Source organism: Salinilacustrithrix flava, from assembly GCF_041228405.1.
Taxonomy (GTDB): Bacteria; Actinomycetota; Acidimicrobiia; order Acidimicrobiales; family Salinilacustritrichaceae; genus Salinilacustrithrix; species Salinilacustrithrix flava.
On record NZ_CP133888.1, the window covers coordinates 1,940,537 to 1,966,766 of the forward strand.

The 26,230-nt window shown below is 72.4% G+C and carries 22 protein-coding genes; 15 read left to right on the plus strand and 7 right to left on the minus strand.

Annotated elements, in window-relative coordinates:
• Positions 1–48: 48 nt before the first annotated feature.
• Positions 49–1,260 carry a zinc-dependent metalloprotease gene (locus tag RGQ06_RS09730; protein ID WP_432426764.1) on the minus strand — a complete coding sequence of 404 codons (1,212 nt, stop codon included), beginning with the start codon at positions 1,258–1,260 and terminating at the stop codon, positions 49–51.
• An 18-nt stretch (positions 1,261–1,278) separates the two neighbouring features.
• Here RGQ06_RS09730 and RGQ06_RS09735 point away from each other — a divergent pair, with 18 nt between their 5' ends.
• The gene (locus RGQ06_RS09735) at positions 1,279–2,334 is read left to right on the plus strand and encodes an NAD-dependent epimerase/dehydratase family protein (RefSeq protein WP_432426763.1); all 1,056 of its coding nucleotides are present in this window, start codon (positions 1,279–1,281) and stop codon (positions 2,332–2,334) included.
• Here RGQ06_RS09735 and RGQ06_RS09740 read toward each other — a convergent pair whose 3' ends face one another.
• Complete coding sequence (locus tag RGQ06_RS09740; RefSeq protein WP_432426762.1) at positions 2,335–3,546, minus strand: S1C family serine protease; 1,212 nt, start codon at positions 3,544–3,546, stop codon at positions 2,335–2,337. It abuts the gene before it with no gap.
• Between the two features lie 91 nt (positions 3,547–3,637).
• On the opposite strand from RGQ06_RS09740, the gene RGQ06_RS09745 reads away from it, so the two are divergent.
• The 8 genes from RGQ06_RS09745 to RGQ06_RS09780 all read left to right on the plus strand — a co-directional run bounded on the left by RGQ06_RS09745 (position 3,638) and on the right by RGQ06_RS09780 (position 10,791).
• The gene (locus RGQ06_RS09745) at positions 3,638–4,144 is read left to right on the plus strand and encodes a molybdenum cofactor biosynthesis protein MoaE (protein ID WP_432426761.1); all 507 of its coding nucleotides are present in this window, start codon (positions 3,638–3,640) and stop codon (positions 4,142–4,144) included.
• On the plus strand, positions 4,141–4,341 hold the full coding sequence (locus RGQ06_RS09750) for a hypothetical protein (RefSeq protein ID WP_432426760.1): 201 nt from the start codon (positions 4,141–4,143) through the stop codon (positions 4,339–4,341). The genes RGQ06_RS09745 and RGQ06_RS09750 overlap by 4 nt, the downstream gene beginning before the upstream one ends.
• Positions 4,342–4,343: 2 nt before the next feature.
• Positions 4,344–5,351, plus strand: a complete 1,008-nt coding sequence (locus tag RGQ06_RS09755; protein WP_432426759.1) for a rod shape-determining protein — start codon at positions 4,344–4,346, stop codon at positions 5,349–5,351.
• Between the two features lie 233 nt (positions 5,352–5,584).
• Positions 5,585–6,349: an ABC transporter ATP-binding protein gene (locus tag RGQ06_RS09760; RefSeq protein ID WP_432427700.1), complete on the plus strand. Its 765-nt coding sequence runs from the start codon at positions 5,585–5,587 to the stop codon at positions 6,347–6,349.
• 86 nt (positions 6,350–6,435) lie between these two features.
• Positions 6,436–7,101: an ABC transporter ATP-binding protein gene (locus RGQ06_RS09765; RefSeq protein ID WP_432427699.1), complete on the plus strand. Its 666-nt coding sequence runs from the start codon at positions 6,436–6,438 to the stop codon at positions 7,099–7,101.
• Between the two features lie 44 nt (positions 7,102–7,145).
• Complete coding sequence (locus RGQ06_RS09770; RefSeq protein WP_432426758.1) at positions 7,146–8,039, plus strand: branched-chain amino acid ABC transporter permease; 894 nt, start codon at positions 7,146–7,148, stop codon at positions 8,037–8,039.
• Complete coding sequence (locus RGQ06_RS09775; protein ID WP_432426757.1) at positions 8,036–9,406, plus strand: branched-chain amino acid ABC transporter permease; 1,371 nt, start codon at positions 8,036–8,038, stop codon at positions 9,404–9,406. The genes RGQ06_RS09770 and RGQ06_RS09775 overlap by 4 nt, the downstream gene beginning before the upstream one ends.
• Positions 9,403–10,791 (plus strand): ABC transporter substrate-binding protein, encoded by a 1,389-nt coding sequence (locus tag RGQ06_RS09780; protein WP_432426756.1) that lies wholly within the window; start codon positions 9,403–9,405, stop codon positions 10,789–10,791. The genes RGQ06_RS09775 and RGQ06_RS09780 overlap by 4 nt, the downstream gene beginning before the upstream one ends.
• Before the next feature lie 89 nt (positions 10,792–10,880).
• On the opposite strand, the gene RGQ06_RS09785 is transcribed toward RGQ06_RS09780, so the two are convergent.
• Together RGQ06_RS09785 and RGQ06_RS09790 are read right to left on the minus strand one after the other, a co-directional pair.
• A complete protein-coding gene (locus tag RGQ06_RS09785) occupies positions 10,881–11,480 on the minus strand; it encodes a HEAT repeat domain-containing protein (protein WP_432426755.1) in 600 nt (199 codons plus the stop codon).
• Positions 11,477–11,947 carry a hypothetical protein gene (locus tag RGQ06_RS09790; RefSeq protein ID WP_432426754.1) on the minus strand — a complete coding sequence of 157 codons (471 nt, stop codon included), beginning with the start codon at positions 11,945–11,947 and terminating at the stop codon, positions 11,477–11,479. Before RGQ06_RS09790 ends, RGQ06_RS09785 begins: the two co-directional genes overlap by 4 nt.
• Here RGQ06_RS09790 and RGQ06_RS09795 point away from each other — a divergent pair.
• The 5 genes from RGQ06_RS09795 to RGQ06_RS09815 all read left to right on the plus strand — a co-directional run bounded on the left by RGQ06_RS09795 (position 11,940) and on the right by RGQ06_RS09815 (position 22,162).
• Positions 11,940–13,076, plus strand: coding sequence for a YlbL family protein (locus tag RGQ06_RS09795; protein WP_432426753.1), 1,137 nt, complete (start codon positions 11,940–11,942; stop codon positions 13,074–13,076). The two genes, RGQ06_RS09790 and RGQ06_RS09795, sit on opposite strands and share 8 nt — an antisense overlap.
• Positions 13,077–13,103: 27 nt before the next feature.
• Entirely contained in the window at positions 13,104–15,719 is a 2,616-nt protein-coding gene (locus tag RGQ06_RS09800) for an ATP-binding protein (RefSeq protein WP_432426752.1), read from the plus strand.
• Positions 15,716–16,873: a hypothetical protein gene (locus RGQ06_RS09805; RefSeq protein WP_432426751.1), complete on the plus strand. Its 1,158-nt coding sequence runs from the start codon at positions 15,716–15,718 to the stop codon at positions 16,871–16,873. The genes RGQ06_RS09800 and RGQ06_RS09805 overlap by 4 nt, the downstream gene beginning before the upstream one ends.
• Positions 16,874–16,950: 77 nt before the next feature.
• On the plus strand, positions 16,951–19,074 hold the full coding sequence (locus RGQ06_RS09810; protein WP_432426750.1) for a DivIVA domain-containing protein: 2,124 nt from the start codon (positions 16,951–16,953) through the stop codon (positions 19,072–19,074).
• 94 nt (positions 19,075–19,168) lie between these two features.
• A complete protein-coding gene (locus RGQ06_RS09815; protein WP_432426749.1) occupies positions 19,169–22,162 on the plus strand; it encodes a UPF0182 family membrane protein in 2,994 nt (997 codons plus the stop codon).
• A gap of 10 nt (positions 22,163–22,172) precedes the next feature.
• Here RGQ06_RS09815 and RGQ06_RS09820 read toward each other — a convergent pair whose 3' ends face one another.
• Complete coding sequence (locus RGQ06_RS09820; RefSeq protein WP_432426748.1) at positions 22,173–22,595, minus strand: hypothetical protein; 423 nt, start codon at positions 22,593–22,595, stop codon at positions 22,173–22,175.
• Between the two features lie 45 nt (positions 22,596–22,640).
• Positions 22,641–23,534 carry a hypothetical protein gene (locus RGQ06_RS09825; protein WP_432426747.1) on the minus strand — a complete coding sequence of 298 codons (894 nt, stop codon included), beginning with the start codon at positions 23,532–23,534 and terminating at the stop codon, positions 22,641–22,643.
• Between the two features lie 168 nt (positions 23,535–23,702).
• Here RGQ06_RS09825 and RGQ06_RS09830 point away from each other — a divergent pair, with 168 nt between their 5' ends.
• Complete coding sequence (locus RGQ06_RS09830; protein ID WP_432426746.1) at positions 23,703–24,956, plus strand: hypothetical protein; 1,254 nt, start codon at positions 23,703–23,705, stop codon at positions 24,954–24,956.
• Positions 24,957–24,969: 13 nt separating this feature from the next.
• On the opposite strand, the gene RGQ06_RS09835 is transcribed toward RGQ06_RS09830, so the two are convergent.
• Positions 24,970–26,175: a DUF222 domain-containing protein gene (locus RGQ06_RS09835; RefSeq protein WP_432430717.1), complete on the minus strand. Its 1,206-nt coding sequence runs from the start codon at positions 26,173–26,175 to the stop codon at positions 24,970–24,972.
• Positions 26,176–26,230 lie beyond the last annotated feature (55 nt).

Consider the following 26,230-nt stretch of genomic DNA (forward strand, 5'->3'; position numbering starts at 1 on the left):
GCACCCCCGTGCCCGACCGGATCTGGTCGATCGCGGGGGTGCGAAGGGCTACTCGGTGTCGATCTCGATGCGGGCGAGCCAGAGGCCGGGTGCCTCGATCTCGGCCGGCGTCGGCAGGAACGACTCGCCCTTCCACAGGGCATCGAGGGCGTCGAAGCCCTCCCGCTCGACCACGCCGTCGATGAAGGCCGCGCCCTGGTCGTAGGTGGCCTGGCCCAGCTCGAGGCCGAACAGGCGGGCCACGAACCGGTCGGACTCGTCGGCCTGGACCCGGCGCCGGCGGACGGCCTCGGTGATCATCCCGTAGCTGGAGATCAGCCCGGTGCCGACGGCGTCCATGACGTGGTCGACGTAGCCCTCGATCATGGCGATGAGGGCCTCGAGGCGAGGGAGCAGGGCGCGCTGGGCGTCGGTCTGGATGGCGCCGAGCACGACCTCGGGGTCGCCGAACAGGTCCTGCAGCTCGGCCATCGATGCCTGCGGGTCCGACATGTCGACGGTGCCGAGCTTGTCGGAGAGCCCGCTGGCATCGGGTCGGAACCCGGCGGCGTACTCGCGCAGGCCGCGCTCCAGGGCGGCCCGGACGTGGGGCACGGCGAGCACGGCGTGGTGCGCGATCTCGTGCATGGAGAGCCAGAGCAGGAGGTCCTTGCGGTCGATGGACCAGTCGTCTGCGAAGGCGTTGACGTTGGGCAGCACCAGCAGCAGCTCGTCGGAGGGGTCGCGCGGGATCGGCAGGTCGTACTGGCCGAAGCTGCGCTGGGCCAGGTGGCCGATCATCCCGCCGGCGGTGACGCCGAGCATCATCGGGGCCATCGACCCCATGATCTGGGTGAGCATGGCGGCGAAGGGGTCGCCCTGCTCGGCCGGGTCCGACGGCGCCTCCGGGGCGGCCGACAGGGACGAGGCGAGGGATTCGAACAGCGGCTTGTAGGCGTCGAGGCTGCGCTGCACCCACTGCATGCGGGTGACGGGCACGACCTGCACACCCCGGCCGGTCATCGACGTGGACAGCCCGGTCTTCTGGGCGATGTGGAGGTCGGCCACCCGGGCCAGCTGCTCGACGTCCATGCGGGCGATGGGGTCGATGTTGGGCTCGGACTCGCCGCCCGACGCGACCTGCATGGCCATCTGGCGGGCCGCGTCCCACTGCAGGCCGCTGCCTGCGCCCCCCATGCCCCCGAGCATGCGCCCGAGGTCGCCGAGGAACGGCATGCCCTCGAAGGGGTTGTCGTCACCGGTTGGACCGAAGCCGCTCATCACGGCCATGGTAGGGCGATGGCACGGATCGCGGTCACCGGCGCAGCGGGCCCGGTCGGCCGCCGGCTGTGCGCCCTGCTGGCCGCCGATCCCGACGTGGAGCTCGTCCGCGCCATCGACCGCCGCCGCGTCCACCTGCCCGACAGCGGCCGGGGCGCCCCCCGCCGCGAGCGCCTCGACATCCGCCGCGAGCACCTGCGGGAGGCGGACCTCGACGACCTCCTCGACGGGATCGACGTCGTCTGCCACCTGGCCGCCTCCGACCCGCTCGAGGCCACGTCGTCCGACCACGACCTGGTGGCCACCGCCCGGCTCCTCGAGGCGCTGGACCGATCCCACGTCGACCAGCTCGTCGTGCGCACCTCGGCGACCGTCTACGGCGCGTGGCCGGACAACCCCGTGCCCCTCACCGAAGCCGCCGACCTGCGCCCCAACCCGGAGACCCCGTGGGTCCAGATGCGGGTGCGCATCGAGGAGCAGCTGCGGGCCTTCGCGACGTCGCACCCCGACGTCGCGGTCGCCGTGCTGCGTCCGAGCGTCACCGTCTCGGACGAGGGTCCCGACGAGCTGGGCCGGGTGCTGGCCGCGGCGCGCGTGGTGGCCCCGGCCGACGGGGCGTCCCCGGCGCAGTTCGTGCACGTGGACGACGTCGTCGCCGCGGTGGACGCCGTCCGGCGCGCCCGCGCCGAGGGCGCCTTCAACGTGGCGCCCGACGGGGCCATCCCCGCCGACCGCATCCGCGCCCTGGTCGGCGGCGCCCCCCGGGTGCCGCTGCCCGCGCCCCTGGCCCGCCGCCTCACCGCCATCGGCTGGCGGTACCGCCTCGCCCCGACCCCGCCCGGCTTCGTCCCCTTCGTCACCGACTCCTGGGTCGTGGCCAACGACCGGATCCGGACGCTGGGCTGGACGCCGACGATGACCAACGAGGAGGTCTACGTCGCCGGGCACGACGCCGCGCCGTGGGCCCAGATCTCCCCGAAGCGCCGCCAGGAGCTGGCGCTCGGTGCCACCGCAGCCGTGCTGGTCGCCGGCGGCGTCGCCGCTGCCGCTGCGGTGCGGCGGACCCTGCGCTGATCAGCCCTTCCGGGTCAGCGTGACCTGCACCTCGCGGGCCTCGCCGTCCCGGTGGACCTCGAGCACGACGACGTCGCCGGGCACGTGCCGGCGCAGGACCGCGATGAGCGCCGACATGGTCGGGGTCGGGTCGCCGTCGACCGACATGACCACATCGCCGGGTTCGATGCCGGCACGTCGGGCTGGCCCGTCGTCGGTCGCCTCCACCAGCGCGCCCCCGGAGAGGCCCATGTCCATCGCCTCGTCGACGTCGAGGTCGGTGCCGCGCAGGCCGAGCCAGACGTGCTCGGCCCGCCCGTGCTCGACGAGCTGGTCGACGACGTGGCGGGCCAGGTCGATCGGGGTCGCCACGCCGAAACGGGCGCCACCGCTCGAGGCGCTGGCACCGCTGATGATGCCCACGATGCCGCCCCGCTGGTCGACGAGCGCACCGCCCGCCGTCCCGGGAGCGAAGGCCTTGTCCACGAGGATCATCCCGTGGTGGGTGGCGCCGTCGCCGGACTCGAGCCGCTTCCCGACCGCCGACACGACACCCGAGGACACGGTGAGGTCCCAGCCGCCGGCGGGGGAGGCGCCCACCGCGACGGCGAGCGACCCCACGGCGACCGGATCGGCCTCGACGGCCAGCTCGGGGGCGTCGAGCTCGATGTCGACCTGCAGGACGGCGATGCCCGTGACCTCGTCGATGCCGACGAGGCGAGCGATGGCGGCCTCGCCGCCGTGGAGGACCACGTCGATCTCGTCGGCGCCGGCGATCGAGGGCCCGTCGGTCACCAGGTAGCCGTCCGGGCGCCAGGCCACGGCACTGGCCGGGGTCTGCTCCTCGCCGCGGTGGACCAGCAGGGCCGCCACGGAGGGGGCGGTGCGGCGGGCGACGTCGGCCACACCGCCCTCGACGCCGTCGAGGACCGAGGTCTGCGACGCGACCTGGCGCTCCACGACGCGCTCGTCGAAGCCCCCGAGCGCCGCCACGGCGCCCACGGCGAGGGTGGCGCCGGCGATGCCCGACACCAGCATCAACCCGGCGGTGCGCCGGTCGATCCCCGGGCGCGGCGGGGCCGCCGCGGGGACCGCGCGTCCCGACGCCACCTCGCTCGGGTGGCGCCACAACCGGTCCTCTGGGGGCAGCGGCGGGGTGTACCCGACGTCATCGGGGTCGTGTGCGTCCTCGCCGTGCCCGTCGCCGGGATCGCCCGGAAGCAGCGGGGGCACCGGAGCGACCCTACCGACGGCTCGCGGGTCGTGGACGTCGCCCCGCCGGCGCTTCACCTGTTCTGCGCGCCGGATCGTAGTCTTGGACCAGATGATCCCCTCCGCCACCCCCGAGCCTCCGGCGCGCGGCCACGACTGGTTCGCGCTCACCGAGGCGCCCCTGCCGGTGCAGGTGGCCACCGACTGGGCGGTGCGCCCCGACTGCGGCGGGGTCGTCACCTTCGTCGGCACGGCCCGGGACCACAGCGAGGGTCGTCCCGGGGTCGAGTTGCTGGAGTACGAGGCCTACGAGACCGAGGTCGTTCCCCGCCTCGCCCGCGTCGCCGCCGAAGCCCGCGCCCGGTGGGCGACCGTGGGCAACATCGCCCTGCTGCACCGCATCGGCCCGCTCGCCGTCACCGACGCCGCCGTGGTCGTGTCCGTGTCGGCGCCGCACCGGGACGAGGCCTTCGCCGCGGCCCGGTTCTGCATCGACGCCCTCAAGCAGTCGGTGCCGATCTGGAAGAAGGAGCGCTGGGACGGGGGCGAGAGCTGGGGCCTCGAGGCCCAGCACCTGCAGGACCCCGCCCTCGTGCCCGGGCCCGAGGCCGACGGATGATCCCGTTCCTGCTCGTCATCGTGGTCATCGTCGTCGTGGGCGTCAGCGTGCTGGCCTACCGCGGGCGGCCCGAGAGCTCCATGGAGTCCGGCATCCGCTCGTTCCGGCGCGAGATGCGCGCCCTCGCCCCGCCGCCCGAGCACCGCCGGGGCCCCGACGACCACCACCCCGACTCGCCACCCCAGGACGTCGAGTAGCCGTGGCGCGCGACCTCGCCATCGACCTCGGCACCGCGAACACGCTCGTGTACGCGAAGGGCCAGGGCATCGTCATGAACGAGCCCACCGTGATCGCGCTCAACAAGCGCAACGGCGACGTGCTCGCCATGGGCCGGGAGGCCTGGCAGATGATCGGGCGCACGCCCAGCTACATCATCGCCGTGCGGCCGCTGCGCCAGGGCGCGATCACCGACTTCGACATCACCCAGCGCATGATCCGCCTGATCCTGCAGCGCGCCGGGGTGAACCGCTTCAACCGCCCCCGCGTGGTCATCTGCGTGCCGTCGGCCATCACCGAGGTCGAGCGCCGCGCCGTCACCGAGGCCGCCCGCCGGGCCGGTGCGGCCGACGCGCAGCTCCTCGAGCAGCCCATGGCCGCCGCCATCGGGGCCGAGCTGCCGATCCACGAGCCGGTGGCCAACATGGTCATCGACGTCGGCGGCGGCACCACCGAGACCGCGCTGATCAGCCTCGGGGGCATCGTCGCCCTGCAGGCCGTGCGCGTCGGCTCCTTCGACATCGACGCCGCCATCCAGTCCTACGTGCGTCGGGAGTACGGCATCGCCATCGGCGAGCGCACGGCGGAGGAGATCAAGATCGCCATCGGCTCGGCCTGGCCGATCGACGACGAGGTGCGGGCCGAGGTCCGGGGCCGGGACCTGATGTCCGGGTTGCCCAAGACCGTGATCCTCTCCAAGCCCGAGGTGCGCGAGGCCATCAGCGAGCCGGTCACCGCCATCGTCGACTCGGTCATCGCCTGCCTCGGCCAGGCCCCGCCGGAGCTGGCCGACGACCTCATCAGCACCGGCATGCAGCTGGTCGGCGGCGGCGGGATGCTGCAGGGCCTCGACCGACGGATCTCGGTGGAGACCGACATCCCGGTGCAGCTGGTCCAGCAGCCGCTCGAGTCGGTCGTGCTCGGCGCCGGGCGCTGCGTGGAGGCCTACGACGACCTCAAGGTGATGTTCATGGGCGGGCGGGCCGTCTGAGCAGGCCGTCCGGGCCGCGCTGTCACCGCATCGTCATGGTTCCGTCGGGGGACGTAGCAGGTCGAACCCGTCCCAATCGGACGTCGAAGGTGTGACATGCGTCGACGCCGGCCGGCGATCGGTGTAGGTTGCGGCCCGCTAATGACGCAGCGTCCAGTAGGTCCCGCTCGGGACGGGGGCGCTGCGGACGCAAGACTGCCCGCTCCGGCGGGCCGTTCCAGGGGGAAAACAGCATCGCTGCACTACTCGACGTCTCCGACGTCACCGTCCGCTTCGGCGGCGTCGTCGCCCTCGACGGGTTGTCGTTCGCCATCGACGAAGGCCAGATCTGTGCGCTGATCGGCCCCAACGGCGCCGGCAAGACCACGCTCTTCAACGTGGTGAGCCGGGTGTACGACCCCACCGAGGGCCACATCACCTACGACGGCGACGACCTCATCCACCTCGCCCCGCACACGATCGCACGGGTCGGCATCGCCCGCACCTTCCAGAACCTGGCGCTGTGGCCCGGCATGAGCGTGCTCGAGAACGTCATGGTCGGCATGCACACGACGTCCAAGCAGTCGTTCCTCACCGCGTCGCTGCGCCTCGGGCTCAGCAAGGAGGAGCGCCAGCTGCGGGAGAAGGCCCACGCCGTCCTCGAGGAGCTCGACCTGCAGGCCTTCGCCCGCCACCCCGCCGCCGGGCTGCCCTTCGGCACGCTCAAGCGGGTGGAGCTGGCCCGGGCCATCGTGTCGGATCCCCGCCTGCTGCTCCTCGACGAGCCGGCCGGCGGCCTCACCCACAGCGAGGTGGACGAGCTGGCCTCGGTCATCAAGACCGTCCGGGACAACCGCAACCTCACCGTGCTGCTGGTCGAGCACCACATGCACATGGTGATGGGAATCTCCGACAAGGTCGTCGTGCTCGACTTCGGCTCCAAGATCTCCGAGGGCCTGCCCTCGGAGATCCAGCGCGACGAGCGGGTCATCGAGGCCTACCTGGGGGCACCGGCGTGACCGACGCGACCACCAGCCCCGCCGGGTCGCCTGCATCCACCGGCAAGCCCATCCTGCAGGTCTCCGACGTCCACGCGGCCTACGGCATGGTCCGGGTGCTGCACGGCATCGACCTCGAGGTGCGCGACGGCGAGGTCGTCGTGGTGCTCGGGGCCAACGGCGCCGGCAAGACCACCACGATGCGGGCGATCTGCGGCCTGGTCGACACGACCGGCTCCATCCGCCTCGACGGCAAGGAGATCGTCGGCAAGAAGTCGGCCGACGTCGCCCGCCTCGGCGTCGCGCACGTCCCGCAGGGCCGCGGCACCTTCGCCGACCTGTCCGTCGAGGACAACCTGCAGGTCGGCGCCTTCGTCCGAAAGGACAAGGAGATCCGCTCCGACATCGACCGCTGGTACGAGGTCTTCCCCGTGCTGGGGGAGCGCCGCCAGCAGCAGGCCGGCACCCTCTCGGGCGGCGAGCAGCAGATGCTGGCCGTGGCCCGGGCCCTCATGGGCCGGCCCCGGCTGCTCCTGCTCGACGAGCCCTCCCTCGGGCTCGCTCCGATGATCGTGCAGAACGTGTTCCGCAACCTGCAGTCGATCCGGGAGGAGTTCGGCACGACGATGCTGGTCGTCGAGCAGAACGCCAACCTCGCCCTCGGCATCGCTGATCGCGGCTACGTCATCGAAGCGGGCCGGATCGTGCTCAGCGGCACGGCCGACGAGCTGAGCAGCGACGACGCCGTGCGCGCCGCCTACCTCGGGTACTGAGCCCATGACCACCACCTCCCACCCCCGACAGGAGATCTGACTCCGTGGAGCTCTTCCTCGCCCGCCTGTTCGACGGGCTCTCCTCCGGCGCCACCTACGCAGTGATCGCCGTGGCGCTCGTGCTCATCTACAAGGCCACGACGCTGATCAACTTCGCCCAGGGCGAGCTGGCCATGCTCGGCTCGTTCTTCGCCTACATCCTGGCCATCGAGCAGGGCATCCCGCTCTATCTGGCGATCGTCCTCGCGATGCTGCTCTCGGCGGTGCTGGCTGCCGGCATCGAACGGGTGCTGATCCGGCCGTTCGACCCGGCCGACCACCTGCCCCTGGTGATCATCACCCTCGGGTTGTTCCTGGTGATCAACGCGGTGGCCGGCATGATCTGGGGCTTCGACCCCCGCAGCTTCCCCCGGATGTTCCCCGAGGGCGACGTGTGGAGCATGGGCATCGCCCGGCTCCGCTGGTACACGGTCGGCACGATGGCCACGGTGCTCGTCCTGCTCGTCCTGCTCACGCTGCTGCTGAAGAAGACCAAGATCGGCCTCGCCTTCCGTGCGGTGTCGTCCAACCTCGAGTCCTCCGGCCTGGTCGGCGTGCGGGCCGGACCCACCCTGCAGTTCGGCTGGATGCTGGCCACCGCGGTCGGCACCCTGGCCGGGGCCTTGTTCGTCGCCGACCCGTTCCGCCAGCTCGACCCGACCTGGGCCCAGCGGGTGCTGATCTTCGCCGCGGCCGCCGCGGTGCTCGGGGGGCTCGACAGCCTCTGGGGTGCCCTGGCCGGCGGCATCATCCTCGGCCTCGTCGAGTCCATGGTCGTGGGCTACGTCGACTGGATCCCGAACCAGATGGGCCTGGCCGCCGCGGTCGTGGCGATCATCATCGTCCTGGTCATCAGACCCAATGGCCTGTTCGGGTCGAAGGCGGTGGAGCGAGTATGAGCCAGCCACGCCCCATCACCGAGGGCTCCACCGCCCACCGGGTCTACCGGTACGTCCCCTGGGCGATCTTCGCCTTCATCGCCATCACCGCGCCGTTCTGGGCCGCCCACACGCCGGCGTTCAGCATCGGCGAGTCCACGCTCACGTTCAGCCTCGGCAACCTCAACCACGCCGTGGCCTACATGGTCGGCGTGCTCGGCCTCGGCATCCTGGTCGGGTACAACGGCCAGATCTCGCTGGGCAACAGCTTCTTCATGGGCGTCGGCGGCTACGTCACCGCCACCCTCGTGACCGACGACGGCTGGTCCTTCCTGGCGACGCTCGTCGTCGTCCTGCCCGTCTGCTTCGTCATCGGCATGCTCATCGGCCTGCCGGCGCTGCGGATCAAGGGCCTCTACCTGGCCCTAACCACCCTCGGCCTCGCCGCGGTGTTCCCGTCGATCGTGCGCATGGAGCAGCTCCGCGACCGCACCGGCGGCGCCAACGGCAAGCGGATCGAGTCCGACCTCGACGCCCCGGGCTGGGTGCCCATCGAACCCATCGGCGACTTCCTCTCCTCCATCCCGCTGGTGGGCGAGTGGGCCTACGGCGAGGGCGTGAGCGGCCGGGAGGCCGACGCCGTGTGGGTGTACCTGCTGCTCGCCGCCCTCACCGCTGCCGCCTTCTGGGTGGCGCGCAACCTCATCTACAGCCGGCCCGGCCGCTCGATCATCGCCATCCGCGACAACGAGACCGGCGCCGCCGTGAACGGCGTCAACGTCCCGATGACCAAGACGCTCACCTTCGGGTTCAGCGCCATGCTCGGCGGCCTGTCCGGGACCATGTACGCCATGGCCATCGGCTTCGTGGCCCCCGACGTGTTCGGCATCAACCTGGCCATCTTCCTCATCGTCGGCCTGGTGGTCGGCGGCGTGGGCACCCTGAGCGGAGCGATCATCGGAGGCATCGTCATCGTCTTCGTCCCGGTGTGGTCCGCCCAGATCGAGTCGGTACCCGGCGTGCCCGAGCGGTTCCTCCGGGGGCCGACCGGCCTGTTCATCCTCGGCGTCCTGCTCATCGTGCTGACCTTCTTCCTGCCCGGCGGCATCGTCTACGGCATGCGCAAGATCCGGGCCCGCTTCGTCCAGATCGTGCCCGACCGCCAGGTCGCCGGCGACGACGTCGTGGTGGCGACGGGTGATGCCACGGGCGGGAAGATGTCCCGCCACGGCGGGAAGACGGCGCTCGACGTCGACGACGATCCCACCCTCCCCGACGATGATCCTCACGAGGAACAGGCCAAGCGCATCCTCGACCGGGACGACGGAGCCGAATCGGCTCCCGTGTCCGCCCCTGCACAGCAAACCAACCAAGGAGAAACAACGTGAGAGCATCCCGACTGTGGCGGATCTTCGCCATGCTGCTGGCGCTGTCGCTCGTCGCTGCCGCCTGCGGTGACGACGACGACGACACCGACGCAGCGACCGACGACACCACCGAGGACACCGCCGACGACGGCGGCGACGACGGCGGCGAGGACGACGGCGATTCCGGCGCCATGGAGGGCGAGATCGAGGTCGCCGAGGGCACCGTCATCAACACCGACGACTGCCCCTCCGACTGGGATCCCGAAGCCGGCCTGACCGACGACGAGATCACGCTGTTCATGAGCCTGCCCGAGTCCGGGCCCGTGGCTGCCCTCGGTGGCCTCGACGACGGCATGCGCGCCTGGTTCGACCAGATGGAGCCCATCGACGGCCGCACCATCAACCTGGTCTCGTCCGACGACGCCTACGACCCGGCCCGCACCCTCAGCAACGTCGAGGACTCGCTCGAGACCGAGGAGCCCTTCGCCATGACCTACATGGTCGGCACGGCCAACGTGCTCGCCGTCCGCGACCTCGTCAGCGACGAGTGCATGCCCATGCTGTTCAACTCCACCGGCTTCCCGGCCTGGGGTGATCCGGCTGAGTACCCGTGGACCATCGGCGGCCTGCTCGGCTACAACACCGAGGCCGACCTGTGGTGCACCTACGTCAACCAGGAGATCGGCGAGGACGCCACGGTGGCGGCCCTCTTCATGGACAACGACTTCGGTCTGGCCTACGAAGAGACGGTCAACGAGTGCGACATCGATCTGGTCGAGAGCGTCCGCCACGACCCGGCTGCTCCTGACGTCACCAGCGAGATCACCACGCTGGCGTCCTCCGACGCCGACGTCGTGCTCCTCGGCACCACCGGGGCGCCGTGCCCGCAGGCGATGGCCGCCATCGCCCAGTCGAGCTGGCAGCCGCAGGTGATCCTGTCCAACACCTGCCAGGGCATCGCCACGTACTTCGCGCCGATCGACCCGGCCGGTGATGGCGTGCTCGTCGCCGCCACCGCCAAGGAGGCCGGCGAGCTCGAGGACGAGGACGTCATGGCCGCCCGCGAGGCGCTCGAGGCCGCTGGCCTCAACCCTGACGAGGGCTCGTTCTACACCGGCGTGATCTTCGCGCACACCGTGGAGAACACCCTGCGCGCCGCCGCCGAGATGGAGGGTGGCCTGAACCGGGTCAACCTCATGCGGGCCGTCTGGAACGCCGACTTCTCGAACCCCCTGGGGCTCGACGGCGGTACCTACCAGACCAACGGCACCAGCGACGCCTATCTCGTCGAGGCCGCGCAGTTCGTGCAATACGTCCCGCCGGCGGAGGGCGAGGAGCTGGGCCGCTACGAGCCGGTCGGCGACCTCATCAACATCGAGGGCCAGACCGGCTCCGTCGGGGGCTGATCTCCTCCTTCGGGCTCACCTGAGCTGACGAACCGGACGGTGGCCGGCCCCTCGGGGCCGGCCACCGCCGCGTCCGGGCTGGGTTGCCGTCAGGCGAGCAAGTCCTCGGCGGCCTGGCGGACCTGGCGGTCGCGGTCGGTCAGCGCGCGCTCGAGGGCGGCATCGACCTCGGGTCCTTCGAAGGCGGCGAGGGCGAGGACAGCCCGCCGCCGGAGGGTGGCCCGACCCTCCAGGGCGAGGAGCACGGCCGGCAACCCGACCGGGTCGCCGAGCGCGCCGATGGCGGCGACCGCGGCCTCCCGGACCAGGTGCTCGGGGTGCTCCGTCGCCAACCGGGCCAGCGCCTCCGCCGCGCCAGGCTCCGGGGGCTGGCGCTCGCCGGCGGCCCAGGCCGCGGTCTCGGCCACGACCGGGTCGTCGTCCTCGAGCAGCGCCAGCGCGGCAGGCGGCCGATCGCCCGGTCGGGTTGCGATCAGCGACAGGGCGCGCCGGCGGACACCGGGGGCCGGGTCGGCGAGCGCGGCCGCCAGCTCGTCGTCGCCCAGCGCGCCGATCCGGTCGAGCGCCGCCAGGGCCGTGGCCCGCACCTTGTGGTCCTCGTCGGAGAGCAGCGAGCGGGCGGTGGCCTCGTCGCCGGTGTGCCCGGCGACGGCCGCGTCGCGCCGGCGGGTGGCGGCGTCGCGGCTCAACCGACGGCGCCGTCGACCAGCTCGGCGACCAGGCCGAACGCGGCTCCGGCGACCGCGGCGATGCCCACACCGATGACCGCCAGGGTGAGGAGGAGGAACACGAGGCTGACGAGCTTGCGCCACAGCGGGACCCGGGCGACCTCCCGGTAGGTGCCCTCCACCGCCGTGTAGGCGGACGGGATCTTCTTCTGGCCCCGGCGGCCGGCCGGAGCCGACGCCGGGAGGGGTGCCAGCGGCGTCCCGACCGGCTCGAACGCCGCCTGCTCGGGACCGGGTGCCGCCGGCGCCGGCTCGGTTGCGGAGGTGCCGGATGGCGGGGTGGCCGTCGTGCCACCCCGCCGGGTGGGCCGTAGGCTGCCCGGAGCGAACCGACCCAGCAGACGCGAGAGCCCGCGGGCGTCGACCAGCCACACGGCCAACAGGCCGGCGCCACCGCCGAGCACCACGAGCAGGATGAGAGTGAGCACCGAGGACGAGAGCGTACCGGGGGCGGTCGGCACCCGTGAGCACGACCGGACCATCCCCGACCCTCCCGATGCCCCGGTGTCGCGGCGGCGCACGTGGCCGTGGTGGCTCGCCGCGGTCGCCCTGCTGGGGACGGCGGCCGCGCTGTTCGCGGCGTTCACGGTGCAGATCGGGCACTTCGAGTTCCGCCCCGGATCGGCCCGCCCCACCACCGACCTGGTCGACGTCGGCGAGGGCGTCGAGGTCCACCCGCCCGCCGGCGAGATCGCCTTCACCACGGTCTCGCTGCGCCAGTCGACCGTGGCGTCCTACGTGTGGGCCTGGTTCGACGACGACGTCCAGGTGGTGGCCGACGAGCTCATCCTCGGCGACCGCTCGCCCCAGGAGAACCGCCAGTTCAACCTGCAGCTGATGGACACCTCCAAGCAGGACGCCATCCGGGTCGCGCTGCTGGAGCTGGGCTACGAGGTGCCGGTCACCATCGACGGGGTCGTTGTCGTCGGCGTGCAGGAGGGCTCCGCGGGCGAGGGCCTGCTGGAGCGGGGCGACTCCGTGGTCGCCATCGACGGCGAACCGCTCGACGACATCGACGACGTGAGCCGCATCATGGGGCCCAGGGCCCCCGGCGAGACGGTCGTGCTCTCGGTGGAACCGGCCGAGGGCGGCGACCTCGCCGAGGTCCCCGTGGTGCTCGGTGCATCGCCCGACGACCCTGCCCGCGGCCTCATCGGCATCTCGCTCGAGCCCCGGAGCCCCGCCTACGACTTCCCGATCGACGTCGACATCGACAGCGGCAACGTCGGCGGGCCCTCGGCCGGGCTCGCCTTCACCCTCGCGGTGCTCGACGTCCTCACCCCCGGCGAGCTCACCGGCGGCCTCGACGTCGCCGTCACCGGCACGATCGACGGGGCCGGCAACGTCGGCGACGTGGGCGGTGTCCGACAGAAGACCGCGGCGGCGATCGACCAGGGCTACGACGTGTTCCTCGTCCCGAGTGGCGAGTTCCAGGAGGCCCACGAGCGAGCCGGAGACGCCCTCGAGGTGATCTCGGTCGATACCCTGGGGGATGCCCTCGACGCGCTGGCATCCCTCGGTGGGAGTGGACTGGGGAACCCCGCCGACGTGGGCTGAACCCTTCCCTGATCCGGTAGGCCTGGCATGACGACGGAAGCGGCCCAGCTGCAGTTCGCCGCCGAGTTCACGCTGTTCATGGCCGCCATCGCCGCGATCGCGATCACGGCCCTCCGCCCGGAGCTGCTGGCCCGCCGCGCGCTCGGGCGGGCCCTGCTGGTCGTCGGGTCGACGGCGCTCGCCGCAGCCGCCTTCCTGCACGGCTCGCTCCTGCTCGACGACGGCAGCGACCCGGTGCTGGTCGGGCTCCGCCTCGGCGGCATCGCCGGCCTCGCAGCGGCGATCGCCAGCTGGCGGGTCGGCCGTGGGGCCCAGGGTGCAGCCGCCGCCGGCGTGCTCGCGCTGGCCGCGGCCGAAGGACTCGTCGCCGCCGAGCTGGAGACCGCCGGCGACGTGGCCCGAGGCCTCGGCGCCGTGCTGTTCGGCATCGGCCTGGTGCTGGCCTCCCGCCGGGCCATCGCGGCCCGGGTCGCCATGGCCGCGGCCACGGTCGTCCTGCTCGTCGTCACCGTCCTGTCCATCGCCCTGTCGGTCGTGATCGCCGAGAACGTCGAGGACGAGGCCGCCCGCCGCTACGAAGCCCGGGCCGAGACCGAGTCGCAGGTCTTCACCGACACCAGCAGCTCCGCCCTCGTGGCCGCGGAGCTCACCGGCCGGATCATGGCCCAGCTGCCGGGGCAGATCCGGACGGCCACCGACCCGGCCGCCGCACCGGGCGAGGTCAAGGTGGCCCGGGCCGAGCTGACCGATGCGCTCGTGAACATCCGCACCACGGTCCTGCAGGTGCGCTTCCCCGGTCCCATCACCGTCCACGGCGCCGACGGTCGACTCGCTGCGTCCCTCGATCTGTCCGACGCCGTGCGGATCTCGCTGCTGGGAGACGCGACCATCGCCGAGGTGCTCGAGGCGAGGGTGCCCACCGAGGCGGTGGGCATCGTCGGGAACCGCGCCTACGCCATCGGCGCCGCGCCGATCACCGACGCCGCAGGCGAGTTCCTCGGCGTCGCCGTCGTCACGTCCCGGCTCGACGACGAGTTCCTGGCCGACCGGATCACGGACCAGGAGTCGGTCGACGAAGGGATCGGCATGGCCGTCGCCGACCGGCGCCGCATCTACGCCGTCGCCGGACCCCAGGCCAGCGCGCCCGAGACGCTGGAGCTGGCGGGCGACGCCCTGCGCGAGGGCGAGCGGCGCACGACGGTGGACGGTGATCGCTTCGTCGTCGCCGACACCGTCGACCAGGACGGGACCCCCACGCTGGCAGTGGTCATCAACCTGCCCCAGAACAGCATCGACGCCACCCGCCAGGACCTGTTCCGGCTGCTGTTCCTGGTCGCGCTCGGTGCGGGGGCACTGGCCATGGTCCTCGCCGGCTACGCCGGCAACCGGATCGGCGCCGGGCTGAGCCGGCTCACCACCGTCACCGGGGAGCTGCAGCAGGGCCGCCTGTCGGCCCGTGCCGAGGTCGGCGCCGAGGACGAGCTCGGCGTCCTGGCCTCGACCTTCAACCAGATGGCCGCGTCGCTGCAGTCGATGACCGACGACCTGCGCTCGGCTGCGGACCAGGAGTCCGCACTGCGCGGCCGGCTGGAGGGCGTGGTCGGCGGCATGGGCGAGGCGCTCGTCGCCGTCGACGACCGGGGCCGCATCACGGACTTCAACGCCTCGGCGGAGGAGCTCATCGGCCTGCCGGCCCGCGACGTGATCGGCCGCACGCTGGCGAAGGCCTGCACGATCACCGGCGAGGACGGCGTCGACGTGACGCCGCGCTTCGTGAAGCCGGTGGTGGACTCCTGGTCGGCCGCCCTCGACGTGGTCCGGACCGATGGCACCACGGTGCCGGTGGCGGTGTCGGCCGGGCCGCTGCGAGGTCCGGCAGGGATGCTCACCGGCGCCGTCTTCGTGCTCCGCGACGTGCGCCGCGAGCGCGAGATCGAGCAGATGAAGACCGACTTCATCGCCAACGTGAGCCACGAGCTGCGCACCCCGCTGACCCCCGTCCTCGGCTACGCCGACATCCTCGCCACCCGGGACCTCGGTCCCGAGCAGACCAAGCGCTTCGCCGGCGAGATCCACGAGTCGGCCCGCAAGCTGCTCCGGGTCACCGACCAGCTGGTGCAGTTCGCCACCCTCGCCGCCGGCCGCCTGCAGCTGCACGAGGAGCCGGTCGAGGCCCGCCAGCTGCTCGAGGCCCTGGCCGACCGGTGGAACGACCGGCTGCCCGACACCCACCGCCTCACCCGTCGGGTCGCTCGTCGCATGCCGCCGGCCGTGCTCGACCGCCGCTACGTCGACGTCGCCCTCGACGAGCTGATCGACAACGCCGTGAAGTACTCGCCCGAGGGTGGCCGCATCCGCGTCAGCGCGTCGGTGCACGAGAACGGCGCCGGGCCCCGACTCGTGCTCGCGGTGGACGACCAGGGCGTCGGCATCGACCCGGACCGCCGGGAGTCCATCTTCGAGGACTTCGCCCAGGCCGACGGCTCCATGACCCGCCGCTTCGGCGGTCTCGGCCTCGGCCTCGCCCTGGTCAGCCGCATCGTGCGGGCCCACGGCGGCGACCTGTCGTGCACGTCGGAGGTCGGCAAGGGCACCACCGTGCGGATGGTCCTGCCGCTGGATCGACCCGCGCCCCGGCCATGACTTGGCGGGCCGTGCTCGCGGGGTGCGCGGCCCTGGTGCTCGTCGCGGGGGTGCTCGCCGTGGTGCTCCGGGAGGACGCCCACGGGCCCGGCCCCGACCACGCCCGCATCGAGGTGGATGGCGCCGCGACCGTCACGGCGGCCGACGGCTCGACCCGGGAGGTGGTCGACGGGGACGAGGTGCTGGCCTTCGGGGAGCAGGTGGCGATGACCTCCGGCACCGGGGTCCTCGAGCTCGCCGACGGCTCGACCTACGAGCTCCGGGCCCGGGAGGACACGGCCACGCTCGTGGCGGTCGGTGCGCCGCCCCGGGTCCTCGGCGGCGAGCTCCTCGTCCTCGACGGCTTCCCCGCCCAGGTGTCGGTGGACACGGCCACGCTGACCGCGCAGGGCGCGCTGCGCGTGGACGCCGACGACCTCGTGGCGAGCGCCTACGCGGGTCGGTCCCGGGTGACCGGGGTCGGCGACGTGGCGGAGCTGGTGGGGCTGCGTCGCCTCGTGCTCGTGGCTGGCGCCGCGCCCGAGCCGATCACCTACGACGGCACCGACGAGTGGGACCGGCGCTTCCTCGGCGAAGCGGTCGCCTTCGGCGAACAGCTCGAGGCGCTGGCCCGCGGCTACACCAGCGACCTGCCGCCCGGGCACGGCCGGTCGATGTCGTTCTTCCGGTCGGTGCTGCCCGCCCTGGAGGAGGCGCGCGAGCTGGGTGAGGACCTGCTCGACCCGGCCCGACCGCCGGGCGAGACGCTGGTCGGCGCGGCCATCACCGTGCAGGGTCGACGGGGCACCGCCCGCCAGCGCTGGCAGGAGGTCTTCTCCTTCCGTGACGCCGGCGCACCGTGGGGCCTGGTCGCCCTCGACCAGGGCGTGAGCTCGGCTCCCGTGCTCGACGCGATCGAGCTGGCCATCGGCGCATCCGACGATGCGACGGCGGCACCGACGACCACGCAGCCCGCCGCCCCGACGACCGTCGACCCCGGCGACACGACCACCACCCCACCGAGCACGGTCACCACCACCACCACCACCACGACCACGACCACGACAGCGCCGCCCGCGCCAGCGCCGGGTGGCGGGATCCTGGATCCGGTCGTCGGACCGGCCTCCGACGTGCTCGTCGAGCTGCTCGAGGTGCTGGGTCTGGACCCCTCGTAGGGCGTCGACGCAGGCGGGGCGGGGGTCCTCGGAGGCTCCACCGGCGCCCGGAGGGGCAGGCGTAGGGTTGCTCCCCGATGACCGACGACCCCCGCATCGATCCGGCCGATCTCCGGAACGTCCGCTTCCCGGGGTCGTCCCGTCGCTACGACGCCCGAGCGGTCGACCAGTTCCTGGAGACCGTCGCCGCGCGCATCGCAGCGACCAACGAGCTGGTCGACGAGCTGCAGGCGCGGATCGCCGAGATCGACACCGCCGCACCGGTCGCCGCCCCGGCGCCGCCGCCGCCCGAGCTGGCCCTCCTCGACGACGACGAGCTGGTGTCGCTCGTGGGCGCGGAGACGGCCTCCGTGCTCTCCACCGCCCGGCGCGCCGCCGAGGAGATCCGGTCCAAGGCCGAGGAGTCCGCGGCCCGGATGATCCGGGAGGCCACCGCCGAGGCCGACAAGCTCACCGACGAGGCCAAGGCGACCGCGACCGCCCTCACGACCGACGCCGAGCACGCGCTCGAGCAGGCGACCACCGAGGCCACCGCCGAGGCCGAGCGCATCCGCACCGAGGCGGCCGAGGACGCCGAGCGCACGAGGGCCGAGGCCACCGGGGCGATCGAGGCCGAACGGGCCGCCGCCGACGCCCGCCGCGCCGAGGCCGAGGAAGAGGCCGAGACGATCCTGGCCGAGGCCCGCGACGAGGGCCGGGGCATGGTGAACGAAGCCAAGGAGGTCCGCACCCGGATCCTCGAGGACCTCCAGCGCCGCCGCGACATCGCCCGGGACCACATCGAGCGGCTCCTCGACGGCCGGGAGCGCCTCCTCGCCGCCTACGGGCTGGTGCGGGAGAACCTCGACGACATCACCGGTCAGCTCGCCGATGCGCTGCCCGACCCCGGCGAGCCGGAGCTGCCCGACGGCTTCGTCGGCATCGTGGGGGCCAACGCCCCGACCGCGGACGCCGACGAGGACGGCGACGACGGCGAGGTCACGGGCAGCGAGGGCACGGTCGACGAGGACCGGTCCGAGGGCGAGGACCAGCCCGACGAGGCCGAGACCACCACGACGGCCGATGCGGTCGAGGCCGATGCGGTCGAGCCCGACGACACCGTGGCGCCGATCACCGAGACCGAAGCCGACATCGAAGGCGTCGACGACGCGGTCGACGAGCCCGCGGCGCCGGACGAGGAGACCGAACCGGAAGCGGGGGCCGAGCCGGAGGCGGAGGCCGATGCGGAGGTCGAGGACCACGAGGCCACCGAGCTCGACGCCGACGAGGCCGATGCCCACACCCCCGGCGGCGACGTGGACGAGCTGTTCGCCCGGCTGCGTGCCGAGCGGGAGGAGTCCGTCGCCAAGGCCCGCCAGGTGGTCGATGCCGGCACCGATGCCGCCGAGGTGGAGCCCGACGCGGTCGCGGCGGCGGATGACGACACGGTCGCAGCGGTCGACGCGGTGGAGGACGACACGGTGGAGGGCGACACGGTCGCCGCCGGTGACGAGCCCGCCGAGGAGGCGCAGGCCGAGGACCGCCCCGGCGGTGACGTCGACCGGGTGCCGGCCGAGTTCCTCGCCGACGAGCCCGCGCTGCTCGCCCGCGCTGATGCGCTCGGCCCGCTCGAGACCAAGCTGAACCGGGCGCTCAAGCGCCGGCTGGCCGACGAGCAGAACGAGCTGCTGGATCTGCTGCGACGCAGCGGGACCACCACCGCGGCCGAGCTGCTGCCCGACCTCCCGGTCCAGGTCGACGGCTACGCCCGCCTGGCCGAGAAGCACCTGCAGGCCGCGGCCACCGCCGGCGGGCAGGCCGCCGGGAGCGAGGTCGCGGCTGACGTCACGGCGCTGGCCCGGGCCCTCGGCGCCGCGCTGGTCGAGCCGTTCCGCCGCCGGGTGGAGCGCTCGGCGTCCGAGGTCGACGGCGATCCCGACGAGCTCGACGAGCGCCTCCGGGCCCTGTACCGGGAGTGGAAGGTGCAGCACATCGGGCCCGTCGCCGACGACGCCCTGCTCTCGGCCTACGCCCTCGGCACCCTCACCGCCGCAAAGCCCGACGGCCGGGTCAGGTGGCTCATCGACCCGTCACAGGGCCCGTGCCCCGACGCCCAGGACAACGCACTGGCCGGCGAGGTGGGTGCGGGGGAGCCCTTCCCCACCGGGGACCCGTGCCCACAGGCCCACCCCGGGTGCCGCTGCCTCCTCGTGACGGGCTGAGCCCCACCCGCCGAGGCCCTCGAGGCCCGACTCGCGGTGGCCAGCCCGCCAGTCATCGGTAGGCTCCGCGCCCTCCATGCGCCCACCCTCTGACATGCCAAGCCCCGCCGCGCGCCGTCCGCGCCCGGCCGGTTCGAACCGTGGACGCACGATCCTGATCGTCGCGGCCGTCGCCCTCTTCGTCCTGGTCACGTCGCTGCGCGGCATCGCCGGCTTCTACACGGACTTCCTGTGGTTCGACTCGCTCGGGTACGACGACGTCTGGCGTGGCGTGCTCGGAGCCCAGATCTCCCTGGCCGCGATCTTCGTGGTGATCTTCTTCGCCATCTGCTGGGCCAACCTCTACATCGCCGACCGGCTGGCGCCGAAGTTCCCCCCGGCCGGTCCGGAGCAGGAGGCGCTCGAGCGCTTCCGGGACGCCATCGGGCACCGCACGGGCCTGCTGCGCATCGGCGTGGCGCTGTTCCTCGCCCTCATCGCCGGCCTCGGCATGAGCCAGGAGTGGCGATCGTGGCTGCTCTTCGTCAACGGCGGCGACTGGGGCCAGCAGGACGCCCAGTTCGGCACCGATCTCGGCTTCTACATCTTCCGGCTGCCCTTCCTGTCCTCGGTCGCGGACTGGGCGTTCGCCTCGATCCTCATCATCCTCGTCGTCACCGTCGCCGCCCACTTCGCCAACGGCGGGATCCGGGTCCAGCCCACCGGTCCCGGTGCGGTCGGCCCGCGGGTGACCTCGCAGGTCAAGGCGCACATCTCCGTGCTGCTCGGCGTCCTCGCGCTCATCCGGGCTGCGGGCTACTACCTGCAGCGCTTCGAGCTCACCACCTCGAGCACCGGCTTCGTCGACGGCGCCGGCTACACCGACGTCAACGCCCAGCTCCCGGTGCTCAACCTGCTGGTCCTCATCTCGGCGGCGAGCTTCGTCCTGTTCATCGTGAACATCTGGCGCCGCGGCTGGGTGCTGCCCATCCTCGGCGTGGGCCTCTGGGGCCTGGTCGCGGTGGTGGCCGGCGGCATCTACCCCCAGTTCATCCAGCGCTTCCAGGTCGAGCCGAACGAGTCCTCGACCGAGGAGCCCTACATCGAGCGCAACATCGCCGCCACGCGCGAGGCGCTCGACCTCGGCGACGTCGGCAGCTTCGACTACGACCTGAACCGAGATGCCGACGAGGTCGACCTCACCGACAACCGCAACACGGTGCGCAACATCCGCCTGTGGGACCCCTCGGCCACCGTGCTCGGCCAGACGTTCCCCCGCCTCGAGGAGCTGCTGCCGTACTACCAGCTCAGCGACGTCGACGTTGACCGCTACGACATCGACGGTGAACCCACCCAGGTGGTGCTCTCGGTGCGCGACCTCAACACGGCCGGCATCCCCACCGGGTCCTGGGAAGCCAACCACGTCATCTACACCCACGGCTACGGCGTGGTCATGGCATCGGGCACGTCCAAGACCCCGCAGGGCCGACCCGACTTCTTCCTCCAGCAGGTGCCGGTCCGGGAGAACACCGACCTCGAGCTCGAGCGCCCGCAGATCTACTTCGGCGAGAACATGGGCGGTTACGGCATCACCGGCGCCAGCCGTGACGAGCTGGACTTCCAGATCGGCGACGAGACCCAGCTCACCCGCTACGAGGGCACCGACGGCGTCGGCATCGGCTCGTACCTGCGCCGCATCGCGTTCTCGCTGCGCTTCGGCCAGTACGACCCCTTGATCACCGACTTCATCACGAGCGACTCCCAGATCCACTACATCCGCGACGTGCGCGACCGTGCCCAGACGCTGGCGCCGTTCCTCGAGTTCGATGCCGACCCCTACCCGGTGGTCGTCGAGGGTGAGGTGAAGTGGATCATCGACGCCTACACCACGACCGACCGGTTCCCCTACGGGCAGGACGCGGACAACGGCGGCTTGCCCGCCGCCAGCGGCCTGAACAAGGGCTTGAACTACGTCCGCAACTCGGTCAAGACGGTGGTTGACGCCTACGACGGCACGGTCACCTTCTACGTGATCGACGACGAAGACCCCATCATCCAGGCGTGGCGCAGCGCCTTCCCCGATCTGTTCGTCGACATCGCCGACATGCCAGACGACCTCGTCGAGCACCTGCGCTACCCGGAGGACCTCTTCCGGATCCAGACGAACATGTGGGCCCGCTACCACGTGGACGACCCGCAGACCTTCTACAACAACAACGATGCGTGGAACGTCGCCCTGGACCCAGGCACCGCAGGCGCCGGCCCGGCCACGCAGACCACGAACGCCGCCGGCGAGCCGATCGGCCCGTCGGTGGGCGCCCGCGTCGACCCGTACTACCTGCTCACCCAGCTGCCCGGGGAGGATGAAGCCGAGTTCGTCATGCTGCGCAGCTTCGTGCCGTTCGGCGAGACCGATGACAACCAGCTGCTGACGGCGTTCATGGTGGCCCGGTCGGACCCCGAGAACTACGGCGAGCTGGTCACCTACGAGATGCCCCGCCAGAACCGGCCCGACGGCCCGGCGATCGTGGCTGACGCCATGCAGTCTGATCCGGTCGTGTCGGAGCTCCAGACGCTGCTCGGCACCGGTGAGTCGACCGTGAAGCTCGGCAACCTGATCCTCGTGCCGGTGGATGAGTCCTTGGTCTACGTGCGCCCGTTCTACGTGGAGTCCAACCAGGTCCGGATCCCCGAGCTGAAGAAGGTCATCGCCTTCTACGAGTCGGAGGTGGCGATCGCCGACACGTTGGAGCAGGCGCTGACCCAGCTGCTGGGTGAGGTGCCGGACCTCGAGGAGGTCGTGGACGAGGACCGTGAGGTGGTGGACGTCCCCGATGACCCCAACGCGCCGCTCGACCCCGACGACCCGACCGGCTCGGTGGACGAGCGCGCCGCACGGCTGCTCGAGGACGCCAATGCGCTCTACGAGGACGCCCAGGCGGCGCTGACCGCCGGGGACCTCGGCGAGTACCAGTCCCTGACCGAGGAGGCCCAGGAGCTGGTGACCGAGGCGCTCGAGCTGCTGGCCGCATCGACGACCACGACCACGTCCCCGCCGTCGGAGACCGAGGCCACCAACCCCGAGGACGAGGAGTCCGAGGAGGCCTAGCGGGAGCGGCTCAGCGCGCCGGCGTCCAGCCGGTGTCGTTGGGGGTCAGCTCGCGCAGGTCGATGGCTGCGTCTCGGCCCTGGACGGCCCGCAGCTCGTCGCGGACGGCGTCGAGGCGGGCCGCGAGGTTGACCTCGAGGCGGGACAGCTCGGCCGCGACCCGGGCGGAATGCATCCGGGCCTCGAGCAGGTCGCCGTTGCTCGGCACGTCCATGCGGTCGAGCAGGGCGTCGGACAGGGCGTCGACCCGGTGCTCGAGCTGGACCACGTGCCCGTGGAGCTGGGCCGACTGGGTGGCCAGCATCTTCAGGGCGCGCTCGGTGCGCTCGAGCGACTGGCCCGAGACCATCGGCACCAGCTCCTGGCTCGCCGCTGGTGCGGCGGCCTCGGTCGGCGCCGGGGTCTCGGGGGTGCGGCGACGGAACCAGGCCATGTCCCGACGGTAGATCTGCCACGGGCAGTCGGTGGTGGATGGCGATCACGCTGCGGGACGGGGCCGCCGGACCAGGTCGGGCCAGGTCGTGTCGGGCACGCCGAGGTCGTCGAGCAGGTCGAGCACGTCGTCGGCCGCCTCGGGGGAGCAGTGCGCATCGAGCCGGCGCTTGAGCAGGTGGAGGGGCGGGCACCGGTTGAGCAGGAAGCGGGCGAAGGAGCCCTCGTCCAGCCAGGCGGCGTCCTCGGGGCCGAGCTCGGGCACGGAGAAGCGGTCGAGGGTGGCGAGCTCCCGCATGCGGTCCCACGTGAGGACCCGGTGGAAGGCGGTGAGCACGTCGACCAGGTCGTCGCCGCCGATGGAGGTCCCTCGCCGGAGCAGCTCGGTCACCGGGTGGAGCACGACGGCGTCGGACAGGGTCTCGATCGGCTGGTCGGCCGCGACGATCGCCGAGAGCCACTCGATGCTCCAGTACGTGGACGGGTCGCACGGTGGGGGATCGGTGGGCAGGCCGAGCACGCGCCGGAGCAGGTCGACCTGCTCGCCGCTCGGGGCCTCGCCGCCCAGCGACTCCTCGAGGTCCTCGTCGTCGGCGCGGGTGCGGTGGGCGTGCTCGCCGGAGCGGGACAGGAGGGTGACGACGTGCACCCGGTGGCGACGCCGGGCCGGATCTCCCCGCTCGGCGACGTGGTATGCCCAGCCATGGGTGGCGATGCCGACGGCGTGCCACTCCGCCGGGGCGGTGGTGCCCAGGAGCGCATCGGTGGGGTGGAGCCCGTCGAGGGGCTTCACACCGAGGTCGAAGCCATCGGCGTCGGGTGTGGCGACGTGGAGCAGGCAGGGCTCGAGCTCGCCGGTCGCCAGGGCGTCGGTGAGGTGGTCGGCGAGCAGGTGGAGCGACGCATCGGTCGCGAGGTGGTCACCCATCGGTGCGGGCATGGCGGTGCCTCCAGACGTTCGGAGCTGGCTGCCCGTCTCATCCCGTGCGGGTGGGGCGGCGAGCGGCGCCGGTGGCGCCGGAGGCGGAGGTGATCCGCGAGGCCGAGGTCGGCTCGGGCCCGATCATGGCAGATGGGTGCTGACAGTTGCGGCGCGTAGGGTCGCCGGATGGCCAAGCGCAAGCGTCGAGGCGGTGGCGGACGGGTGACCCCGCCTGCACGGGTGTGGCCCGAGGACGAGCCGGGTCTTCCGCCGTTGGAGGGCATCGTGGCCGCCCTCGAGGACTTCGCCCAGGTGGGGGACCGGTCGCCGCTCGAGATCGAGCTGCAGATCTCCCAGTTCCTCGGCCAGCTCGGGGCCGGATCTGCGTCGCCCGGGCCGGGCGAGCCCGATCACGAGGAGCTGCTCAACGGCATCGTCGAGCTGTGCCTGCACCACCTCGAGGCGTCACCGCCCCGGGTGGTCATCGACTTCCTGTGGGTGCTCGACGCCTTCGACCCCGGTTGGCTGGCGTGGCCGCTGCACGAGCGCCTCGAGCGTGCGTCGTTGCCCGCCCGTCCTGCTTGGGCCATGGACGTGGGCCAGGCCGAGGTCCGCAGCGCCCACCGTGTGGAGCACGAGACCGGCGACGGCTACGACGTCGCCCTCGTCGCCCGGCACCGGTCGGCGGACAAGGACCATGTGGTGGCCGTCTACGTGGACCGCACCCTCGGGGGCCTGGCCACCGACCTGCTCGTCCACGACGACGCCGCGGAGTACCTGCGCCTGTCCGACGACGCTGACGGGATGGGCATCACCGACCTCGACCTCGGCGTGGCCGGTGCCACGATCGACGTCGCCATCGACGCGACGATGGCCGCCGGCGTGCCCGCCGCCGTGGCCGACGGGTTCTCCCCGCAGTGGGCCGTCGTCGAGCACTACGTGGCCAAGCTGCCAGCCGACGGCGAGCCGTTGCCGCAGCCGGAACCCGCGACTCCGCAGGAGTGCGCCGCCATCGTCGACCGCTTCCTCGCCAGCCTCGACGGCATGGCCCACAAGAAGGATGCCGAGCCGCTGCTCGCCGCGGTGGGCTTCGTGACCGAGGAGCTGGGCGGCGACCCGCTCCGCTGGAGCGCCCCCGTCACGCAGCTGATCCTCGGTGGCTGGTTGCCCCTGTCGGGCTTCGACGACGACGTGGTCGAGCGCTTCCCGAAGGTGCTGCGGGCCTTCGTACCGTGGGCGCACCGGGAGCACGGGTGGGGCGACCGCTACCTGCCCGAGGCGCTCGAGGTTTTGCGCGCTGCTGAGGCCGGCGAGCTGCCGGGACCGTCCCAGGGGAGTGGTCAGGTGGAGATCCTCGAACAGGCGGTGGCCGCCGGCGTGGACCTGGACGACGAGGCGGCGCTCGACGCCTTCCTGGACGAATACCTCGACGACGAGTAGCCGCCGGCCGGTCCTATGGGTCGGGGTCGCCGTGGAAGCGGCGGTGGGGTCGGGCTCGGTTGTCGGGGTTGCAGGCGACGCGTCCGTTGTCGGGGCGGGTCCTGCCGCCGGCGGTGACCGCTTCGATGTGGTCGATGTCGCAGTACTCGGCGGGCCGGTCACAGCCCCGGGCGGTGCAGTGGCGGTCGCGGACCTGGATGGCCCGGCGGAGCTTGCCGGTGAAGAACCGGTGCCGTTCGTTGTACGCGATCGGGACCTGGCCGGGCCCGTACACGTAGCGCTCCAGATCCGGATCCGACTCCAGGATCCGGGCCAGCTGGCGGGCCGACAGCGGCGTCTCGTTCCACAGCTCGGCCAGACCACCAGCCAGGGCATCCAAGCCGGCCACCACCACGACCAGGGGTCGGATCCGGGCCGCAGCGGACGGGTTCGCGACATGCGCGCGCTGGGCCATGACCACCAAGGCATCCGCCCGACGCTGCGCCGGCGTGCGGGCCAGCTCACTCGACAGCGGCTCCCGGCCGAGGCGGGTCTTGGCCTCGGTCCAGTCGGCTTTGAACAGCTCTTCGACGATGCCGTCGAACACGGTCTTGAACGCGGCACCACCGATCGCATCCAACAGCCCATCGATGACGACGGCGCCTTGGAAGGTGGCTGACACGTGGGCGTCGCGGTCCTGTTCGATCCGATCGGGCTCACCGGAGTCGGGATCGACCTGCAGGCGCCACTTGGCCAGGACCTTGCGCAGGCCCCGCATGTCCAGATCCACGGCCTGCTGGGCGAGCCAGCCCTCCCACTCCCCGAACGCCTCCCGGGTCTCTTCGGTCCGCACCTTCGCGATCGCCCCCGCATGCTCCGCACCCAGATCCCCGGCCGCCCACCGCGACGACACCCCGGGCATGTCGATGAGCACCCGACCCAGCTTCAACGACGTCGCCGCCGCCGCATCACCCATCCGCAACCGATCCCGACACCACTGCTTCGCCGTCCGATACCCCAACGGCACGTGATCCCCCCGGGCCTCGAACGAGCGCAGCAACCGATGGAACTCGAAGTCCAACCGGCGCAGGCACCGGGTCAGCTCCTCCACCAGCTCCCCCAAGCCCTCCGCCGTGGGCACCTCGGACACATCGATGCCAGCCACGAGATCGATCGCCTCGTGCAACCGGGCCGTCGCATCCCCAACTGGCATACCGCCTAGACTACGCAAAACGAACACACGTTCGCAACCCCCATCTCGCTGTCAGAGGCCATCGGCACCATGGAGCCATGGC

Excerpts from the sequence above, each read along its gene's own strand:
- RGQ06_RS09730 (WP_432426764.1), bottom strand. The coding sequence starts at position 1,260 with ATGAGCGGCTTCGGTCCAACCGGTGACGACAACCCCTTCGAGGGCATG.
- RGQ06_RS09735 (WP_432426763.1), top strand. The coding sequence starts at position 1,279 with ATGGCACGGATCGCGGTCACCGGCGCAGCGGGCCCGGTCGGCCGCCGG.
- RGQ06_RS09745 (WP_432426761.1), top strand. The coding sequence starts at position 3,638 with ATGATCCCCTCCGCCACCCCCGAGCCTCCGGCGCGCGGCCACGACTGG.
- RGQ06_RS09750 (WP_432426760.1), top strand. The coding sequence starts at position 4,141 with ATGATCCCGTTCCTGCTCGTCATCGTGGTCATCGTCGTCGTGGGCGTC.
- RGQ06_RS09765 (WP_432427699.1), top strand. The coding sequence starts at position 6,436 with ATGGTCCGGGTGCTGCACGGCATCGACCTCGAGGTGCGCGACGGCGAG.
- RGQ06_RS09775 (WP_432426757.1), top strand. The coding sequence starts at position 8,036 with ATGAGCCAGCCACGCCCCATCACCGAGGGCTCCACCGCCCACCGGGTC.
- RGQ06_RS09800 (WP_432426752.1), top strand. The coding sequence starts at position 13,104 with ATGACGACGGAAGCGGCCCAGCTGCAGTTCGCCGCCGAGTTCACGCTG.
- RGQ06_RS09805 (WP_432426751.1), top strand. The coding sequence starts at position 15,716 with ATGACTTGGCGGGCCGTGCTCGCGGGGTGCGCGGCCCTGGTGCTCGTC.
- RGQ06_RS09810 (WP_432426750.1), top strand. The coding sequence starts at position 16,951 with ATGACCGACGACCCCCGCATCGATCCGGCCGATCTCCGGAACGTCCGC.
- RGQ06_RS09815 (WP_432426749.1), top strand. The coding sequence starts at position 19,169 with ATGCCAAGCCCCGCCGCGCGCCGTCCGCGCCCGGCCGGTTCGAACCGT.
- RGQ06_RS09820 (WP_432426748.1), bottom strand. The coding sequence starts at position 22,595 with ATGGCCTGGTTCCGTCGCCGCACCCCCGAGACCCCGGCGCCGACCGAG.
- RGQ06_RS09825 (WP_432426747.1), bottom strand. The coding sequence starts at position 23,534 with ATGCCCGCACCGATGGGTGACCACCTCGCGACCGATGCGTCGCTCCAC.
- RGQ06_RS09830 (WP_432426746.1), top strand. The coding sequence starts at position 23,703 with ATGGCCAAGCGCAAGCGTCGAGGCGGTGGCGGACGGGTGACCCCGCCT.